The sequence below is a fragment of the Brevundimonas diminuta 3F5N genome (genome assembly GCF_900163625.1).
Classification (GTDB): Bacteria; Pseudomonadota; Alphaproteobacteria; order Caulobacterales; family Caulobacteraceae; genus Brevundimonas; species Brevundimonas diminuta_A.
This window is the reverse complement of record NZ_FUIE01000015.1, coordinates 36,257-50,408: the sequence shown is the minus strand read 5'-3', so window position 1 is coordinate 50,408 and position 14,152 is coordinate 36,257. Positions and strand designations below refer to the sequence as shown.

General features: G+C 63.9%; 27 protein-coding genes. 13 read left to right on the top strand and 14 right to left on the bottom strand.

Annotated elements, in window-relative coordinates; genetic code table 11:
• Positions 1-22: 22 nt before the first annotated feature.
• From FM111_RS02165 to FM111_RS02130, 9 genes are read right to left on the bottom strand one after another with little or no spacing between them, the layout of a single operon-like run.
• Positions 23-445 carry a hypothetical protein gene (locus FM111_RS02165; protein ID WP_087139095.1) on the bottom strand — a complete coding sequence of 141 codons (423 nt, stop codon included), beginning with the start codon at positions 443-445 and terminating at the stop codon, positions 23-25.
• Positions 442-888 carry a recombination protein NinB gene (locus tag FM111_RS02160; protein ID WP_179204995.1) on the bottom strand — a complete coding sequence of 149 codons (447 nt, stop codon included), beginning with the start codon at positions 886-888 and terminating at the stop codon, positions 442-444. The genes FM111_RS02165 and FM111_RS02160 overlap by 4 nt, the downstream gene beginning before the upstream one ends.
• Positions 885-1,625, bottom strand: a complete 741-nt coding sequence (locus FM111_RS16330) for a hypothetical protein (protein ID WP_179204994.1) — start codon at positions 1,623-1,625, stop codon at positions 885-887. The genes FM111_RS02160 and FM111_RS16330 overlap by 4 nt, the downstream gene beginning before the upstream one ends.
• Positions 1,622-1,831 carry a hypothetical protein gene (locus FM111_RS02155; protein WP_087139093.1) on the bottom strand — a complete coding sequence of 70 codons (210 nt, stop codon included), beginning with the start codon at positions 1,829-1,831 and terminating at the stop codon, positions 1,622-1,624. Before FM111_RS02155 ends, FM111_RS16330 begins: the two co-directional genes overlap by 4 nt.
• Entirely contained in the window at positions 1,831-2,586 is a 756-nt protein-coding gene (locus FM111_RS02150; protein ID WP_087139092.1) for an ERF family protein, read from the bottom strand. Before FM111_RS02150 ends, FM111_RS02155 begins: the two co-directional genes overlap by 1 nt.
• The gene (locus tag FM111_RS02145) at positions 2,583-2,801 is read right to left on the bottom strand and encodes a hypothetical protein (protein ID WP_128115659.1); all 219 of its coding nucleotides are present in this window, start codon (positions 2,799-2,801) and stop codon (positions 2,583-2,585) included. Before FM111_RS02145 ends, FM111_RS02150 begins: the two co-directional genes overlap by 4 nt.
• Positions 2,802-2,809: 8 nt before the next feature.
• Positions 2,810-3,082, bottom strand: coding sequence for a TetR/AcrR family transcriptional regulator (locus FM111_RS02140; protein WP_087139090.1), 273 nt, complete (start codon positions 3,080-3,082; stop codon positions 2,810-2,812).
• The gene (locus tag FM111_RS02135) at positions 3,079-3,309 is read right to left on the bottom strand and encodes a hypothetical protein (RefSeq protein ID WP_087139089.1); all 231 of its coding nucleotides are present in this window, start codon (positions 3,307-3,309) and stop codon (positions 3,079-3,081) included. Before FM111_RS02135 ends, FM111_RS02140 begins: the two co-directional genes overlap by 4 nt.
• Positions 3,309-3,650, bottom strand: a complete 342-nt coding sequence (locus tag FM111_RS02130; protein ID WP_087139088.1) for a hypothetical protein — start codon at positions 3,648-3,650, stop codon at positions 3,309-3,311. Before FM111_RS02130 ends, FM111_RS02135 begins: the two co-directional genes overlap by 1 nt.
• 236 nt (positions 3,651-3,886) lie before the next feature.
• On the opposite strand from FM111_RS02130, the gene FM111_RS02125 reads away from it, so the two are divergent.
• Positions 3,887-4,216, top strand: a complete 330-nt coding sequence (locus tag FM111_RS02125) for a hypothetical protein (protein ID WP_087139087.1) — start codon at positions 3,887-3,889, stop codon at positions 4,214-4,216.
• A 592-nt stretch (positions 4,217-4,808) separates the two neighbouring features.
• Here the strand turns inward: FM111_RS02125 and FM111_RS02115 are convergent.
• Genes FM111_RS02115 through FM111_RS02100 form a run of 4 tightly spaced genes read right to left on the bottom strand, consistent with a single transcriptional unit; the run spans position 4,809 to position 7,108 of the window.
• On the bottom strand, positions 4,809-5,531 hold the full coding sequence (locus FM111_RS02115) for a DUF3800 domain-containing protein (RefSeq protein WP_087139085.1): 723 nt from the start codon (positions 5,529-5,531) through the stop codon (positions 4,809-4,811).
• A 56-nt stretch (positions 5,532-5,587) separates the two neighbouring features.
• Complete coding sequence (locus FM111_RS02110; protein ID WP_087139084.1) at positions 5,588-5,986, bottom strand: hypothetical protein; 399 nt, start codon at positions 5,984-5,986, stop codon at positions 5,588-5,590.
• Positions 5,987-5,997: 11 nt separating this feature from the next.
• The gene (locus FM111_RS02105) at positions 5,998-6,450 is read right to left on the bottom strand and encodes an NINE protein (protein WP_218779159.1); all 453 of its coding nucleotides are present in this window, start codon (positions 6,448-6,450) and stop codon (positions 5,998-6,000) included.
• Between the two features lie 55 nt (positions 6,451-6,505).
• A complete protein-coding gene (locus tag FM111_RS02100; RefSeq protein ID WP_179204993.1) occupies positions 6,506-7,108 on the bottom strand; it encodes an XRE family transcriptional regulator in 603 nt (200 codons plus the stop codon).
• 93 nt (positions 7,109-7,201) lie between these two features.
• Between FM111_RS02100 and FM111_RS02095 the strand changes: the two genes are divergently transcribed.
• Positions 7,202-7,414: a helix-turn-helix domain-containing protein gene (locus tag FM111_RS02095; protein ID WP_179204992.1), complete on the top strand. Its 213-nt coding sequence runs from the start codon at positions 7,202-7,204 to the stop codon at positions 7,412-7,414.
• A 225-nt stretch (positions 7,415-7,639) separates the two neighbouring features.
• Here the strand turns inward: FM111_RS02095 and FM111_RS02090 are convergent, their stop codons facing one another.
• Entirely contained in the window at positions 7,640-7,909 is a 270-nt protein-coding gene (locus tag FM111_RS02090) for a hypothetical protein (RefSeq protein ID WP_087139081.1), read from the bottom strand.
• A gap of 89 nt (positions 7,910-7,998) precedes the next feature.
• On the opposite strand from FM111_RS02090, the gene FM111_RS16325 reads away from it, so the two are divergent.
• Genes FM111_RS16325 through FM111_RS02045 form a run of 11 tightly spaced genes read left to right on the top strand, consistent with a single transcriptional unit; the run spans position 7,999 to position 13,925 of the window.
• Positions 7,999-8,148, top strand: coding sequence for a hypothetical protein (locus FM111_RS16325; protein ID WP_179204991.1), 150 nt, complete (start codon positions 7,999-8,001; stop codon positions 8,146-8,148).
• A 50-nt stretch (positions 8,149-8,198) separates the two neighbouring features.
• Positions 8,199-8,690: an HNH endonuclease gene (locus FM111_RS02085; RefSeq protein ID WP_087139080.1), complete on the top strand. Its 492-nt coding sequence runs from the start codon at positions 8,199-8,201 to the stop codon at positions 8,688-8,690.
• The gene (locus FM111_RS02080) at positions 8,687-9,136 is read left to right on the top strand and encodes a hypothetical protein (RefSeq protein ID WP_143276032.1); all 450 of its coding nucleotides are present in this window, start codon (positions 8,687-8,689) and stop codon (positions 9,134-9,136) included. Before FM111_RS02085 ends, FM111_RS02080 begins: the two co-directional genes overlap by 4 nt.
• The gene (locus FM111_RS02075; protein ID WP_087139078.1) at positions 9,136-9,357 is read left to right on the top strand and encodes a hypothetical protein; all 222 of its coding nucleotides are present in this window, start codon (positions 9,136-9,138) and stop codon (positions 9,355-9,357) included. Before FM111_RS02080 ends, FM111_RS02075 begins: the two co-directional genes overlap by 1 nt.
• Positions 9,354-9,512 carry a hypothetical protein gene (locus FM111_RS16320; RefSeq protein WP_179204990.1) on the top strand — a complete coding sequence of 53 codons (159 nt, stop codon included), beginning with the start codon at positions 9,354-9,356 and terminating at the stop codon, positions 9,510-9,512. The genes FM111_RS02075 and FM111_RS16320 overlap by 4 nt, the downstream gene beginning before the upstream one ends.
• Positions 9,509-9,988 carry a hypothetical protein gene (locus tag FM111_RS02070; protein WP_087139077.1) on the top strand — a complete coding sequence of 160 codons (480 nt, stop codon included), beginning with the start codon at positions 9,509-9,511 and terminating at the stop codon, positions 9,986-9,988. The genes FM111_RS16320 and FM111_RS02070 overlap by 4 nt, the downstream gene beginning before the upstream one ends.
• Positions 9,985-10,230, top strand: a complete 246-nt coding sequence (locus FM111_RS02065) for a hypothetical protein (protein WP_087139076.1) — start codon at positions 9,985-9,987, stop codon at positions 10,228-10,230. Before FM111_RS02070 ends, FM111_RS02065 begins: the two co-directional genes overlap by 4 nt.
• On the top strand, positions 10,227-11,177 hold the full coding sequence (locus tag FM111_RS02060; RefSeq protein WP_087139075.1) for a ParB N-terminal domain-containing protein: 951 nt from the start codon (positions 10,227-10,229) through the stop codon (positions 11,175-11,177). Before FM111_RS02065 ends, FM111_RS02060 begins: the two co-directional genes overlap by 4 nt.
• Positions 11,174-11,428 (top strand): hypothetical protein, encoded by a 255-nt coding sequence (locus FM111_RS02055; protein WP_087139074.1) that lies wholly within the window; start codon positions 11,174-11,176, stop codon positions 11,426-11,428. Before FM111_RS02060 ends, FM111_RS02055 begins: the two co-directional genes overlap by 4 nt.
• Positions 11,422-12,996, top strand: coding sequence for a DEAD/DEAH box helicase (locus FM111_RS02050; protein ID WP_087139073.1), 1,575 nt, complete (start codon positions 11,422-11,424; stop codon positions 12,994-12,996). The genes FM111_RS02055 and FM111_RS02050 overlap by 7 nt, the downstream gene beginning before the upstream one ends.
• A complete protein-coding gene (locus tag FM111_RS02045) occupies positions 12,993-13,925 on the top strand; it encodes a toprim domain-containing protein (protein ID WP_087139072.1) in 933 nt (310 codons plus the stop codon). Before FM111_RS02050 ends, FM111_RS02045 begins: the two co-directional genes overlap by 4 nt.
• Positions 13,926-14,152: the final 227 nt, after the last annotated feature.

Genomic DNA, 14,152 nt, shown 5'->3' with positions numbered 1-14,152 from the left:
CTCTGCCGGGCTCTTGGTTGATTCAGGCATGGTCGTGGGCCTTCTGGTAGGCCGCGTAATGAGCGGCGGCGGTTTCGTAGGCGTCCTTGCCGAGCAGGGACCAAAAGGCGCGCTCGTCGCCCATGCGGTGCTGCATCTTGTGGTGACCGTCGCAGAGCGGGTTGCCGTGGCGGTCGTGGTTCTTCACGCCCCGGCCAAAGCTGTTCGCGATGCCGTGCACCCGATAGCTGACGTGGGCATGTTGAACGGGTCCGGAGCAGCCGCCGAGGTGGCGGGCTTCGCAGGGCTGGCGCCGGATATACTGGCGGAAGCCGTTGTCGCGCTCACGGCCGCGATCCGCCTTGGGGCTCTTCGGGCGGGCCTTGGTGGCAGCTTTTCTGGCTTCGCGCCGGAGCTTCGCGGCGGCGGCGATGACGTGACGCTCTTCGTAGGTGAATACGGTCATGCTGCCTCGCGATCTGCAGAGGCGTGGTCGTCGTTCGCCGCGTCGAAGTGCTCGACCTCGACGCCGTTCTCCGCGCACCAAGCGAGGATCAGCTCAATCAGGTCCGAGAACTCGCGCTTGGTCAGTTTTGAGGAACGCAGGCCCAGCGGGAGCATGGACGAACCGTCCAGCGTCGGGACGAAGCGGACCTCGCGGCCGAGCGCGTGCATGAACAGGCATTTCCACGTTTCGGTGTCCATTTGGACTCCGTTGTGGACAGGGCGAGCCTTCTGGATTTGCCCCAAGAGCGACCAGAGGGCGCGGTTCTGTTCGTCCGAGCGCGTGGCCTCGCGAACCTCCAGTATCCAGGCTGCGCCGGGCTGCCAGAGACGGAGAGCCTTCTCCACCCAGGCATGGGCGGTATCGCGCTGGCTAGGCGTGAGCTTGAGGAGGTGGCGGGTCAAAGCACCTTCTCCTCTCGGATCTCGACGCCGGGGATGGCGGTGCCGCGACGGCCGGCCCGGATGTCGGCATCGACCAGGCGCTGGATCAGTTCGCGGAACGGCTTGTCGTCCTGGCGCCAGTAGAACTTCACGGCCTCGTTCAGATCGAGGATCATCCCGACGTGCTTGGTTCTCAGGCCGATGGCGCGCTCGCCGCCGTTGGCATGGGCGCGCTCATTGGCCGCCTGCTTGGCCGCCTTGTCCGCAGCCTCAGCCTGACGAACCTTCTCTTCAGCCGCTTCTCGGGCAGCGAGGTCTGCGGCATTGGCGGCGCGCAGGGCTTCTGCAGCCTCGCGGGCAGCGCGTTCGGCCTCTTCGCGGGCCCGAGCCTCAGCGGCGCGCTTCTCCTCCTCCAACTTGCGCAGGTAGGGAGCGAGTACAGCCTTCAGCGCGGCGACCGCCTTGTGTACCTTGCCCGGTGACTTGTTGGTCGCCGGAGCGAAGAGTGGCGCATACCGCTCCTGCACAGCGGCCTTGGCGTCATCGAACGGCTTGACCTCGACCTTGCGCTGTTTCTCCGCGGCATCTGCGGACTTCCGCAGAGCGTCGATGATCGTGGAGACGGCATCCGCCTGCTTCTGGTTCTCGACAGGCTGGCCGTCAGCCCAGTTGCGGGCTTCCTCCAGCCAAGTCTCCGCGTCCTCGGCGATGAGGTCGAACGGAGTGGCGTTCGTGAGGTGAATGGCCTCAGCCGTCATGCTGCGCCCTCCGCCTCGGCGGCCTGTGCGGCTGCATGCGCTTCGTCCCGTGTGGCGATCTCGGCCGCCATGGCGTCGATCTCCGCCTGGCGCAGGCCGTCACGCTGCTCCCGGACCAACTTCGCGTGGGCCGAACACAGATGGGGATAGGCCATCGATGCAATCTCGACGTCCTGGCCCTTGGAGTTGACGTACATCTTGGTCATCAGGCCGCGTCCTTCTCGTCGAAGGGCGTCGAAGCATTGGCAGCCTCGGCCGGTGCGAAGCGCTTGGCCTCGGACTGCATGACCTTGACGACGTGCGCGTAGTCGCCGTCGCTTAGCGACTGCCGCAGACCTTCCTTCTCGCTGTTCCAGAAGTGGGTGAACTCGTCCTTCGTCCGCGCTTGGCGTAGCTGGTCGGCCGCGTATTGAGCAGCGGCGGACGGACCGGTCTGCTCACGGCGGTCCTGACGCGGGCCGCTGGCGGCGTTGCCGTCGTCGTCCTCGGGCGCAGCGCCGGTCATCGCCAGCAGGGAGTAGCGACGGCCATAGGTGATCGCCGAGCCAACGCCCTGAGGGTCGGTTTTGGAGGGGCGCAGGCGCAGGGTGCTGCTGACAGACGATCCGCTCTCGTGGAGCAGGGTCGTGGTGATCGATACCCAGTCTCCGTCATTCACCGCGTTCTGGATGACGCCGATGCCATGCTCGTTGAGCGCGGGCACAACCGCTTCGACCACCTCGGCCAGATCGGCGTACTTGGTCCGGAAGTGATCGTTGCGCGCCGCCTTCTTGATGGCGTCCATGGCCTTCTGCGCGGCGACGTATGCCTTGGCGATGGGCGGGCGTTCACCTTCCCAGATCAGGCCGTAGTTGGGTTCGATGGTCAGCGGGGGCATGTGCGCCTCAGTGAGAGCGGGAGCCATCGAGGGGGCGTTGTTGGCGCCCGCCTCGTCTCTGGCTTCGGGATGGGTATGGGTCATCCGATCACCTGCGAGCGGTGATCGATGCGGAAGGTCAGGGCCTCTCCGGCTTCCCGCATGGAGCGGGCGCGGTTCCAGGCCATGCGCGCCGCTTCACGGGCGGTCCAAGCCGCATGACGCTCGCGATGCGCCGCGCCGTGGCGGTCCAGCCAGTTGAGCGTCGCCGTGTGCTTGATCAGCGACTGCGCGTGAGGCTGGCGGGGAAAGGGGATCACGGCGCCCATCAGGCAGCCCTCGGGTAGAGCGTCGCTGCGGAGGCCTGCAGAACGGCACGAACCTCGGCGCAGTCGACCGGAGGCTCGTAGCCCATGGCGTCTCGCCACAGGTCGGCCTTGCTCTTCCAGTTGGCGAACACCGCGCCGGTCGACATTCCGGCTTCGGTCGAAATCTCCCGGATGCCCATGCGCTCATAGGTGCCGGGCTCGGCCCAGAGCTTTCTGGCGGCGGCGATCAGTTTGGCGCGCGTGGCGGCCTTGGCTTGCTGGCGCTTGTTCAAGCTGCAATCTCCCGGAAAGGATCGTTGGCGGGGATGCGGATCGCGGGCTGGAGCGACGGGGCACCTTCCAGCAGGGCGATGATCCGCTTGGCGGCCGTCAGAGCGTCAGCGACGTGGCGCTCGGCCTTGACCGTGTTCGACAGCGACAGTGCAGAGCGGGCGCGAGCCAGATCAGCGTCCATGTCGATGCACAGGTCTTCCGCGGCGATGATGGCGTCCCGGTTCATCACGCGGCCATCCCGAAGGTGGCGGCCCGAACCACAATGGCCTTGCGGCGCAGTTCAGCGGCCTCAGCGCGGAAGAGCGACGCCGTGTGGCGATAGTCCTTCGCGGCCGATGGGTATTGCTCGGCCAGCGCCTCGTTCTTGTCCGCCCAGCGGATCAGCTCGTCGGCACGATCCTCGAACAGCGAACCATCGGCTTCGCGCAGGGCAGTGAGGTCGGCTTCCAGGCGCGCTTCGATCGCGCGGTTCTCTGCGGTCGGAGCGGGGAAGGTGGCGCGAAAAGCGCTCAGTGCAGACCAGGCCGCCGCCTTCGGATCGTGGGTGATTTCGTTCTTGAGTGACATCGTTCGTCTCCCGGTGATGGGAGATATTTCGCAGATAGCGAAGTTTGTCGTCAAGCATTATTTTCGCAATGTGCGAAAATCTGTTCTCGCACGCGTTCTGTTCCGGGTGGGGAAGCCATCGGTATTGATGGAAAACGCCCGTTACTGACCTCTGTTATAGACGGATGAAAACAACGTGATATGACGGCGTTATGTCCGGGCAGGGGGCTTGGACGCATATCTCTGGGGCACCCCGAATGAAGAAGATCGCCATCGTGGCGGCGCTGGTCGTCGCCGCATCCGTCACCTCTGCCTGCGCGACGAAGCGCTATCCAATCGCCACGCAGTGGTCGTCGGCCGAGGCTGAGGCCATGGACTGCAACGACCTCCGCCTTGAGCTGGTCCGAGCCAACCAAGTGCAGACCCAGATCGCCGAGACGGCCGACTTCGACTGGCGCTCGGTTGCTGGCTTCCTCGGCGACTACGGCATCGGCAATGCCATGGCGAAGTCCGACGCCGACAAGGCTATCCGTGCGCGTATTCAGGGCATCCAAGAGGCCCAGCGCGCGAAGCAGTGCGCGGCGTAAGGAGCGGCGTCATGAAGAACGGTCTTTACGCTGTCAGTTTCGCTACCCCCATGGGCCAGGGCGATGGGGTGATCGTGCTGCATGACGGGTGCGTCCGTGGAGGCGATTCCGCGCTTTTCTATACAGGCACCTATGCCGTTGACGGGGGCAGCTTTTCGGCCACCATCACCACGGGCCGACACGCCGCGCACATGCCCTCCGTCTTTGGGGTGGACGTTGTGACGATCAACCTCCAAGGCGATTGGTCGGACGGCACGGCATCAGTCACAGGAACTAGCCCACAGGCGCCGGGCCTAAGCTTTAAAGCTTCTCTGCGGTGGCTCGTAGCCTAACCGCGGCCCGTCGTAAAAGACGGCGGCTCCATCCGGGGCCGCCGTTTCCAATTGCGCCTAACAAAAACCCCGCCTGGTGGGGCGGGGTCGGGGCTGTTGATGGTGCGCGCACCAGTCTTGACGTTGCGATAAAATGGCGCCTTTCAGCCTTGCTGATTCGGTCAGAATCGCCTACCTTGAATGCAAGGCCTCCGCAGTTCGAATACGCTGGCTTGACCAGCTGTGCTCCGGGAAACCGCGAGATAGGGCTGCGGGGGACCTCATCGCTTTTCGTGGTGCCACACCGTTAGAAAGCGCGCGGATTTTGGGGTACTCACCCCCCAAGATTGTCTTCCCGATGAGCGAAGAACAAAATCAGCCAAATCAGCTTTAGCGTTCTTGTGAGTGATGCCGTTTTGCTTGGCGGCTACCGCGCCCATGATGACGTCCGCCATCTGCACGATGCCAACGTTCTGAGATTTTACGGGCTCGATGGATCGGATGCAGTTCGGGCGTGTGTCGTATTGTCGATAAGCCTTTGCGCATAGCTCGTTTCGCATCCCGCAAATGTCTTTGCAGTCGTTGCCTGCGTCCAATCTGAAGTGGATTGCGCGGCTCGCTCCATAGAAGCGGGCTACCCGGTGAAGGCCGAGTTGGAAGTACATGCGGTTGACGCTTGTGTCCCGATCCTCCCCCTCTTTCTGTCGATGGTTGTACCCCTCGAAGCGCGCAATGATCAGATGTAGCGCGGCCTTCCGCTTATTCACGAGATCGAAGCCGTACTTCACAAGGGCTTCATAGGCTTGGCGTCGGCTTCCGCCGCGATAGTCGGCCCAATGAAATTCAGATTTTATGCCCGCATCATCGCGCAGCTTGGCGATGTGATCCTCAATTTCATTGATGCGGTTGCCGCTTACGGCGAAGCCGCCCGCCACCATGAACGTGCTGTTCTTGCTGCTGGCATCGCCAAAGAATGACAACGAGGGCAACTCTTCAGCCTTCATGCCACCATGCCCCTCTTTTTTAGGATCAGTTCGCCGTCAGCAGCAGGTGACGCGTGTTAGCCGGCCTTAGCTATGCAGTCCTTGCGCGGCGTCGCCGGGTAGGACGCACAGTCCCAGGCCACTCGTTTGAAGCCCGTCTCCCGGTTGACCGCGTACGCAAAGAGCTGGGCCTTGATCTGCGCCTCAGTGAAGGGGAGGGCCGTGGGCTCCTCGCCGTGCTTCCAGAACCCGACCATGCAATTGTCGACGTCCAGGCATTTCAGGCCGGCGAGATCTTCGAACGTTGCTGGATCGGCATTGGGCTGAACCGCGACAACGAAGAAGCCTGGGCCCACTTCATGCATGGCCTGTGTTGAAGCTGGGACTGTGGGTTCCGGACTGAGGATCGCATTGGCAGCGACGACGCCACCGACGATCACCAGGGCCGCAGCCCCCGCTATGATGAGCTTGTTCACGCGCTGTGCCGTCAGGGAACAACGACGGCGTCAGGCACGCCCAGAAGCCGGCGCTTCTGAGCCTCGTACTCATCGTTTGAGATCGCGCCGCTATCGCGAAGCGCTGCGAACTTCGCCAACTCATCCGCCGGGTTGGCGCGCGGTGCGCTGCCAGCATTCAAGCGCTGCATCAGCTTGTTGTTGTGGTCCGACACCATTCCGCCGAGCGTGAACACATCGACCAAAAGCCAAATCCCGAGCGGTATAAGGAACAGAAGGCCAAACCCCGCGGCCCAAATCGTGAGCCAACCCAAGATCGACAAGATCAACTGAGCGATGGCCGAGCCTGTGCGGCCCATGTAGAAGCGATGTCCGCCGATGCCGCCGGTGAAAAACCACAGCAGGTAGGCTACGCCCGCGGATTTCTTGTTCGCTTCGAAGCTCATGATCGCCTGGGTATCGGCGCTCAAAGAGTTGGTCGTCATGGTTTCAGCCCCCAAATGATGACGCGGTTCTTTCAGGCGTGGCCTGAGGTGTCAATCAGCGCGGATGAGCCGCCTTTACACGAGCGGCCCAGGCGACCTCCTCATTGAGCAGTGGCTCTTCGAGGGAGTTCGACAGCAGGTGGAACGTGCCGTCGCCTGCGGCCTTCAAGATCTTAACCAACACGCGCCCGTCTGGCAGGCCGACCACGCACAGGCGGCCGTGCAGGTCGGGCGTCACCGGCGAGCGCACGTCGTCGTAGTAGATGATCGACTCGTCCCATGCGGGACCTAGGCTGGTTCCGCGAACCTGGAGGGCAACGGTGTGTGGCGTCGCGTTCTGCGGCGGCTCGACATAATCCAAGGGACCCTGGCCTTCAGCAAACAGGGTCGCGACAGACCCCGCGCCCACTAAGCCAACGACTGGGACAGAATCGGTCGTAACACCCGCGACCGCGCGATCGGGATGCCGATAAAGGTCCTGTGCAGTGATGGCATAGACGCGGGCAAGGCGTTCGGCCCAGTCGCTATTATGGCGACGTTTCCCCTTCTCCATGTCGCTGAGATAGCCCACCGACGTGCCAAGTTCTTCCGCAACGCTCTCGAGCGTGCGGCCTCGCTCCTTGCGCCAATCCCGAGCAAACCATTGAACGTCCGACATATTCGCAGTCTGCGATAGAATGCCGGGCGGCGTCCCTACGCACATAGCGAAATCGACCTTGCGAAGATTTTCGCTATGTGCGAAATATCTCGCATGACCCAGACCGAGATTTGCGAAAAGTCGACGCTCGCCAAAGCGCTGAAAGATCGCGTCGGAATTAGCACAAGCTACGCTCACGAAATTGCCCACGGCCAACGGACGCCTTCGCTCCGGCTGGCCGTCAAAATTGAACAAGTGCTGGGCATTGCTCCGGCGCGTTGGGTTTCGCCTGCCAACGACACCTCTCCCTCATCGGAGGCTGCGTGATGGACAGCGCTTTGATCCTCCAACGCCTTGCCGAGCGTGCGGCTGACCTCGCTGAGGCACAGGCCGTGCATGACTACTGGCTGACCAAGGCGGAAGGCGCTGGTCTCATCACGCGCCGTGGCTACCGGCGGGTGGCGGACGGGCAGGGCGGCTTCAGCGAAGAGCCCATCCCTTCGGTCAGCGATATCTTTGGCCGGGAGTGGGACAACCTGAATCAGTCCTGGGTCACTGATCCTTCTCAGCCTCAATCCGCCACTGCGTCGTCTGGTTCGCAAGCGAGGCCATGACGACATGAAGGGCTGCGCGAGCGAATTTAACGACCTCGGTCTCCGGGTATTCCGGCGTGACCATGATGCGGATCGGCACGGTGAACTGGTTGTTCGTTCCCGCTGTGGAGATTCTCCATGTGACCAGGGCGGAGCGCCGGAAGTGACTTTCAGGGGGCTCCGCCTCGAAGACGATGCTCTCGATTTCGATTTCGCGTTCGACGGACATTCCATTTCTCCGGTGCTGTTTGACATCCGCACTGTGGAGAGCCCCGGCGAGGGAGTCATCCCCCACCGCGCCCTCGCCGGGGGACCCCCATGACTGACGCCGAATACGCCCGCATCGCGGAGATCGTTCACGGCGTCCTCGTGCGGACGCTGCACCCGAGCGTCCTGCGCCCGTCGCCTGAACCTCCTCCCCAACCCGCCAACGATCCCGACCCCGAGCCTCCTTTGCATGCGGCCTGAGTAGGCCCGCAGCGGGGAAGCGTCACCTTGCAAGCTGCTGGATAAGCGCAATGAACAAAAGTGAACACACCATTCCCTTGACAGGCGGTCTAACGACCAAAGTCAGCGCCGAAGACTTTGGCGAGCTGAGCAAATACCGATGGTCTGCATCGCATAAGAACAGCGGAGTTCCTCGTGCTGTTAGAAGGCGGCGCAAATCGGACGGTTGTGGTCCTGCGCAAGTTTATATGCACCGCCAGATCATGGGAGACCCGACTGGCCAAGTGGTCGATCACATCAACCGCGATCCGTTGGACAATCGAAGGGAAAACCTTCGCCTCTGCACGGCGGCAGAGAACGTCAGAAATCGATCCCCGGCGTCGGGCCGCACGTTCAAGGGCGTCTTTCGGAATGGAAGGCGCTGGACTGCGAGAATCCGCATCAACGGGGTGCTGGAGAACCTCGGAACTTACGACACTGCGAAGGAAGCTGCGACCCACTACGACAAGAGAGCCGCAGAGGCTTGGGGCGAATACGCCTGCCTGAACGGGAGCGCATCATGAGTGCTCCATTCGACCACGCTAGGCTCAAGGCCCTCTTCGCTAAGCTGGTCGTGAAGGTCGGCCGACAAGACGCAGCTGCGGCGCGCCTTGGCATCAGCCGCCAGCGCGTTTCGCAACTGTGCAGCGCCAATCCCGAACACGCCCGCGATATCCCGACGTGGGAACAGGTGTGGACCCTGGAGGACGCTTGCGGCCAGTCGGTGATCTTCGGAGCCTTCGCCGCGGAGATCGAGCCACCTGCCGTCGCCACGACGGCGTGTCCGGTCAAGGAATCCCACGACGTGGTTCAGGCTGCGGCCGCCATCCTCCCCATCGCTTCGGCGATCCAGGCGGGTGATCTGGCCGCCATCGACGCCCTGATGGACGGCCTCGACCGCGTGAAGCACGAGGCCCGCGAACTGCGCGCCGTCGCCACGAACGTCACACGCCTTCGGGAGGCCTGCTGATGTTTGGTTTCCGCACCCTAAGGGCTCGCTATCGCCTCGCCGTCGCTGAGGCCGACTTCCTCCGCTGCAAGGACGAGTGGAACGAGGCGTATCACCGCCAGGATACCCGTCGCATGGGCATTGCCGGCGCCAACCTGCGCGCGGCTCGGAATGCTCAGATGCGCGCCGAAATGGACGTCGTCAGCCTGCGCCGCCGCCCCAAGGTTGGAGTGGCGCAATGACCCAGCGCGTCAACGTCCAGACCTGTACCCTGCGCCGGGACGGCCAGCATCTGGTCACGTACCGGGTCGGTTCGTCGGTCTATTCCGCCCTTTCTCCGAAGTCCGTCCAGCCGGGGACCGACGTGCGTGTGCGCGACGGCAAGGTGATCGGATGACCCGCGCCACCAACGCCGGGGCCCAAGGCAATGCTGGCGTCTTCGCCACCTGTCGCCGGGGCGGGCTCACCCACGAGGAAATCCGCGAGATCGAAGCTCACCGGGCCAAGGATCGGCCGACGCCGTGGCAGGCCCTGGCCATCCGCTACGGCCGGTCAGAGATAGAAATCCGCGCGCTGTTTCAAACGAAGCCCGCGAACGACGTTGCTCCCGCCTGGCCGCTGGGCGCCTGTGACGCGCCGGTCCGGAGCCTGATCGAAACCGTGTGCCGCCAGCATGGCGTCACGCCAAAGTCGCTTCGCCCGAACCCTGCCAATGGGCAGCGCGAGGGCGTCAGCAACATGCGCGCCTTGCGGGCCTGCGTCGCCACGGTGCGGGCGGCTTTCCCGAGCCTGACGCTGATCCAACTCGAGGGCATCTTCCTTCGGGACAAGGCCTACATCAGCAATCTGATCAAGCAGGGGCGGGCAGCATGAGCGCTCAGATCATCCCCCTGAACCCTCAGCGTTGCGCAGCTCTCGCGCCATCCGAGCAGGTCGCGCGCATCTCCGACGTCGTCACCGGCGAGATCGCCAGTCTGGCGACCGATCGCAAAGACAGCATCAGAGTCGCGCGCCTCTTCACGCGCCAAGCCGCCCTCTACGCCGGATGGCTCCAACCGCTTGAGACGGCGCAGAGCCTGCGCGCCTTGGCCGACGAACTGGAGGGCATGGCATGAGCACGATCAACATCGCTGATGTCCGGGTGAATGGTGGAACGCAGTCTCGCGCTGCCATCGATCGCGGGGTCGTCTCGGAATATGCCGACGCCATCAAAGGCGGCGCCACGTTCCCGCCGATCACCGTCTATTTCGACGGCGTATCCTACTGGCTCGCGGACGGCTTCCACCGCTACGAGGCCTATGCGCTGGCCCAGGTCTACGATGCCCCCGCAGATATCCGGCAGGGGACGCAGCGCGACGCCATTCTGTTCAGCGTCGGGGCCAACGCCTCGCACGGCCTGCGCCGCACGAACGACGACAAGCGCCGCGCCGTCCAGACCCTGCTGAACGATCCGGAGTGGGCCGTCTGGAGCAATCGCGAAATCGCCCGCCAATGCCAGGTCGATGAGAAGACCGTCCGCCGCTATCGGGAAGAGGCATCTGCGGAAAAGCCGCAGATAGCACCTGAGCGGACCGTCAGCCGCGGCGGCACGACCTACCAGCAGAACACGGCCAACATCGGCGCGTCGTCAAAGCCCGATCAAGCCATGAGCGAGTTCGGCACCGCCGAGCCTGCTCCTGAGGAAGGTGCGGGCCAGGATGCCGCGTCAGCGCTCGAAGAGGAGCCCGCTGCTGATGACCCTGAAGCCAAGGTTCGGCGCGCACTGGCGCGGCTGACCACGGATGGCCTGATCGATGAGGTGATTGGACTGCGAGCCGACCTCGACGACGCCAAGGCGAAGGCCGACGCGGTTACGCGCGAGCGGGATGACCTGAGGGCCAAGCTGAAGGAAGCCACGTCGGCTGATCTGGGGCGCGCCCTGGGCAACGCACAGCGTCGGGCTGACACCGCTACCGGCCGGATGAACGAGTACATGGCTCAGGTGAAGCGGCTGGAATACCGGCTGAGGAAGGCCGAGGCGCGGGTCAAGGAACTGGAGGAAATGGAGGTTGTGCCAGCATGAGCTCTATCCTCGCTCGCATTCGCGCCAATGGCGGCGACGTGATCCGTCAGGAGTGGCGTTTCGCTCTCCGTCGCGGCCGCCTGACCCAAGAGGCGGTGGCCTGGGTCCGCGCGCGCTGGGCCGACGTGTGCCGTGAGGTCTGGCCGCGGTTCGACCTGTGGGAAGAGCGCGCGGCCATTATGGAATTCGACGGCGGGCTTTCGCGAGCCGACGCCGAGCGCGCCGCCTACGCGGAGATCGCGGCGTGCTAAACCTCTTCGAGAGCAAAGAGATCGTTCTGCGCCCCTATCAGGACGGCGCCATTGAGTCGCTGCGAGAGAACATCCGCGCGCACATCCGGCGGCTGATCCTGTGCGCCGGCACCGGGGCAGGAAAGACCATCTGCGCCGCTCATCTCCTAAAGGAAGCCAGCCGCAAGGGGAGCTATGCCCTCTTCATCGTCGACCGTGTCGCTCTGGTGAATCAGACGTCTGAGGTCATGGACGAGTACGGCGTCGAGCATGGCGTCATCCAGGGGATCAATCGGCGCTGGTCGCCGCGCGAGCACGTCCAGATTTGCTCTGCCCAGACGCTGGCTCGCCGCGGTCTTCCTCGGGAGCCCGACCTGATCATCGTGGACGAATGCCACGCTCAGTATCAGTCCACCCTCGACCTGATGGCCCGCTATCCCGACGCCGTGAAGATCGGACTGACGGCGACGCCCTTCACCAAGGGCATGGGCAACCACTGGGACGGGATGGTGAACGTCATCCCAACGCGCCAGCTCATCGCGGGGGGCTATCTGGTCGAGCCCAAGATCTACATCGCGCGAAGCCCCGATGAGAGCGAGTTGACCCGCAACAGCTTCGGCGAGTTCTCTGACGAGAGCGCCGCCTCGGCCGGGATCAAGATTGTCGGTGATGTGGTCAAGGAGTGGGAGGCCAAGACGCAGGAGCACTTCGGCGGGCCTGCCAAGACCATCGTGTTCAGCCCCACCGTCGAGCACGGACGGGAACTCTGCGCGGCGTTTGCCGCAGCAGGCTACAACTTCCAGCAGATCAGCTACCTCGACAAGGACGACGACGCTCGCGCCGAAAAGATCGCGGAGTTCCGGCGCCCGGACAGCATCATTCACGGCCTGGTGTCCTGCGGCGTGCTGACGAAGGGCTTTGACGTTCCTGACGTTCGGATCGGCGTCTCCTGCAAGCCCTACCGCAAGAGCCTGTCCAGCCACATGCAGGAGATCGGCCGCGTCATGCGCACGATCCCCGGCGAGGAGAAGAAGGCGCTGTGGCTCGACCATAGCGGCAACTTCGAACGCTTCGCCCTCGACATGTACGACGTCTGGGAGAATGGCCCAGGCGAGCTGGATAAGGCTGAGAAGCGCGACAGCGTGGCCCGCGAGCGCGATCCTCAGATACGAGAGAAGGTCGTCTGCCCGGAATGCTCGGGCGGCCTGAGCGGCAACACCTGCATGTCCTGCGGGTGGGAGCGACCAGCCCGCTCTCATATCCACGCCGTGGAAGGCGAGCTGAAGGAGTTCGACCCCACAACGCTGGGGATCGAGGCGCGCGCCGGCCTTCGGGCAGAGTGCCTGAAGAGCCCGCGAGAGGTCTGGAAAGCTGCGCTCCACTACTGCGCGCAGTCCACGCGAAAGGGCGAAGATCACGCCCGCCGATGGGCCTACGGATCCTGGCGCGGCATCTACCCAAGCGCGAAGCTGCCCTTTGGCTGGTACGACATGGCGGTCCCCGCCGTTGTCGACCCGAATGCCTATGCGCTTATCGAGCGCGAGGTGAAGCGCTTCCGCAAGCAGAGCAATCTGCGGAGGGCCGCATGATCGCTCTTTCCTTGGACGAGGCGATGCGCCGGGCCTGTGACGCCGTGAAGGTTGCTCCTCCCAAACGTCGATGCTCGCCGGGTCGATGGACCCGTACGGACTCGCTCGGGAAGAACGGCAAGAACGATGCAGCCGTAAAGATCGATGACGATCAGAAGGGCGGCTTCGTCTATAACTACCAGACGGCTCAAGGTCAGAAATTCCGCATCGACGGCGCCAATGACAACCGCCCAGCCGACCCCAAGATCGATGCCCAGCGGCGGGCCCGAGAAGCCGAGCGCGAGGCGGAGCGTCGCCAGGTCGAACGCATCTGCGTCGACATAGTGCGGGGCTGCCGGACGGACGTGCATCCCTACCTGAAGGCGAAAGGTTTCCCTGAGGAGAGGGGCCTCGTCTGCGACGACCCGCGAGATTTCTTCCCGTCAGGACGGCTCGGCGAAATGCTGGCCAACGCTCTGCCCGATGCCCAGGGACCGCTCCTGATCATCCCCGGCCGCGTCGGCAAGATGATCACCACGCTCCAGTTCATCGCACCGGACGGCACGAAGAAGAACATCCTGAGGGGCGTCATGTCCGGCGCTTCACACAGGATCGCGACAGGGCGCGACACATGGGTCTGCGAGGGGATCGCCACGGCGATGACTGTGCGGGCTGCGCTGCGCCTCCTAGGCGTCTCTGCGACGGTCCTCTCGGCCTTCTCGGCATCCAACGTCGGTCAGGTGGCTGAAGCCATCCCTGGCTCAAGGATCGCTGCCGACCACGACAAGCCGGTGGAGAGTCTCGAGGGGCTCGGTGCAGGCGAGTTCTACGCGCGCCGCTCCGGCCGGACATGGGTCATGCCTCCGGCCCTCGGTGACGATTTCAACGACATGCACCAGCGGGAGGGGCTGAGGGCCGTCGCCCTGCGCCTCAGGGAGGCGATGGGATGATTGAGAGACCCTGCGCTCTCGAGGAACGCAGGGCCGGGCTGGCGGACGGTTTGAAGACAGTGGCGCCAGACACCGGAAGCCTACCACGGGGCGGGATCACAGGCGAAGCGCAGTCCGAAAGAGAGAAGCGCGATCCCCGGCACGGTGACGATGACGTGTCGCAAGTAGCTCTCAACGATCCGGGGATGGTCACTCCACTGGATCGGCCAATGCGACGGCTCGGCTCC

What these genes read in the sequence shown, in the direction of transcription:
- FM111_RS02165 (WP_087139095.1), bottom strand. Translation starts at nt 445, where the DNA reads ATGACCGTATTCACCTACGAAGAGCGTCACGTCATCGCCGCCGCCGCG.
- FM111_RS16330 (WP_179204994.1), bottom strand. Translation starts at nt 1,625, where the DNA reads ATGACGGCTGAGGCCATTCACCTCACGAACGCCACTCCGTTCGACCTC.
- FM111_RS02155 (WP_087139093.1), bottom strand. Translation starts at nt 1,831, where the DNA reads ATGACCAAGATGTACGTCAACTCCAAGGGCCAGGACGTCGAGATTGCA.
- FM111_RS02150 (WP_087139092.1), bottom strand. Translation starts at nt 2,586, where the DNA reads ATGACCCATACCCATCCCGAAGCCAGAGACGAGGCGGGCGCCAACAAC.
- FM111_RS02135 (WP_087139089.1), bottom strand. Translation starts at nt 3,309, where the DNA reads ATGAACCGGGACGCCATCATCGCCGCGGAAGACCTGTGCATCGACATG.
- FM111_RS02130 (WP_087139088.1), bottom strand. Translation starts at nt 3,650, where the DNA reads ATGTCACTCAAGAACGAAATCACCCACGATCCGAAGGCGGCGGCCTGG.
- FM111_RS02125 (WP_087139087.1), top strand. Translation starts at nt 3,887, where the DNA reads ATGAAGAAGATCGCCATCGTGGCGGCGCTGGTCGTCGCCGCATCCGTC.
- FM111_RS02115 (WP_087139085.1), bottom strand. Translation starts at nt 5,531, where the DNA reads ATGAAGGCTGAAGAGTTGCCCTCGTTGTCATTCTTTGGCGATGCCAGC.
- FM111_RS02105 (WP_218779159.1), bottom strand. Translation starts at nt 6,450, where the DNA reads ATGACGACCAACTCTTTGAGCGCCGATACCCAGGCGATCATGAGCTTC.
- FM111_RS02100 (WP_179204993.1), bottom strand. Translation starts at nt 7,108, where the DNA reads ATGTCGGACGTTCAATGGTTTGCTCGGGATTGGCGCAAGGAGCGAGGC.
- FM111_RS02095 (WP_179204992.1), top strand. Translation starts at nt 7,202, where the DNA reads ATGACCCAGACCGAGATTTGCGAAAAGTCGACGCTCGCCAAAGCGCTG.
- FM111_RS02090 (WP_087139081.1), bottom strand. Translation starts at nt 7,909, where the DNA reads ATGTCCGTCGAACGCGAAATCGAAATCGAGAGCATCGTCTTCGAGGCG.
- FM111_RS16325 (WP_179204991.1), top strand. Translation starts at nt 7,999, where the DNA reads ATGACTGACGCCGAATACGCCCGCATCGCGGAGATCGTTCACGGCGTC.
- FM111_RS02085 (WP_087139080.1), top strand. Translation starts at nt 8,199, where the DNA reads ATGAACAAAAGTGAACACACCATTCCCTTGACAGGCGGTCTAACGACC.
- FM111_RS02080 (WP_143276032.1), top strand. Translation starts at nt 8,687, where the DNA reads ATGAGTGCTCCATTCGACCACGCTAGGCTCAAGGCCCTCTTCGCTAAG.
- FM111_RS02075 (WP_087139078.1), top strand. Translation starts at nt 9,136, where the DNA reads ATGTTTGGTTTCCGCACCCTAAGGGCTCGCTATCGCCTCGCCGTCGCT.
- FM111_RS16320 (WP_179204990.1), top strand. Translation starts at nt 9,354, where the DNA reads ATGACCCAGCGCGTCAACGTCCAGACCTGTACCCTGCGCCGGGACGGC.
- FM111_RS02070 (WP_087139077.1), top strand. Translation starts at nt 9,509, where the DNA reads ATGACCCGCGCCACCAACGCCGGGGCCCAAGGCAATGCTGGCGTCTTC.
- FM111_RS02065 (WP_087139076.1), top strand. Translation starts at nt 9,985, where the DNA reads ATGAGCGCTCAGATCATCCCCCTGAACCCTCAGCGTTGCGCAGCTCTC.
- FM111_RS02060 (WP_087139075.1), top strand. Translation starts at nt 10,227, where the DNA reads ATGAGCACGATCAACATCGCTGATGTCCGGGTGAATGGTGGAACGCAG.
- FM111_RS02055 (WP_087139074.1), top strand. Translation starts at nt 11,174, where the DNA reads ATGAGCTCTATCCTCGCTCGCATTCGCGCCAATGGCGGCGACGTGATC.
- FM111_RS02045 (WP_087139072.1), top strand. Translation starts at nt 12,993, where the DNA reads ATGATCGCTCTTTCCTTGGACGAGGCGATGCGCCGGGCCTGTGACGCC.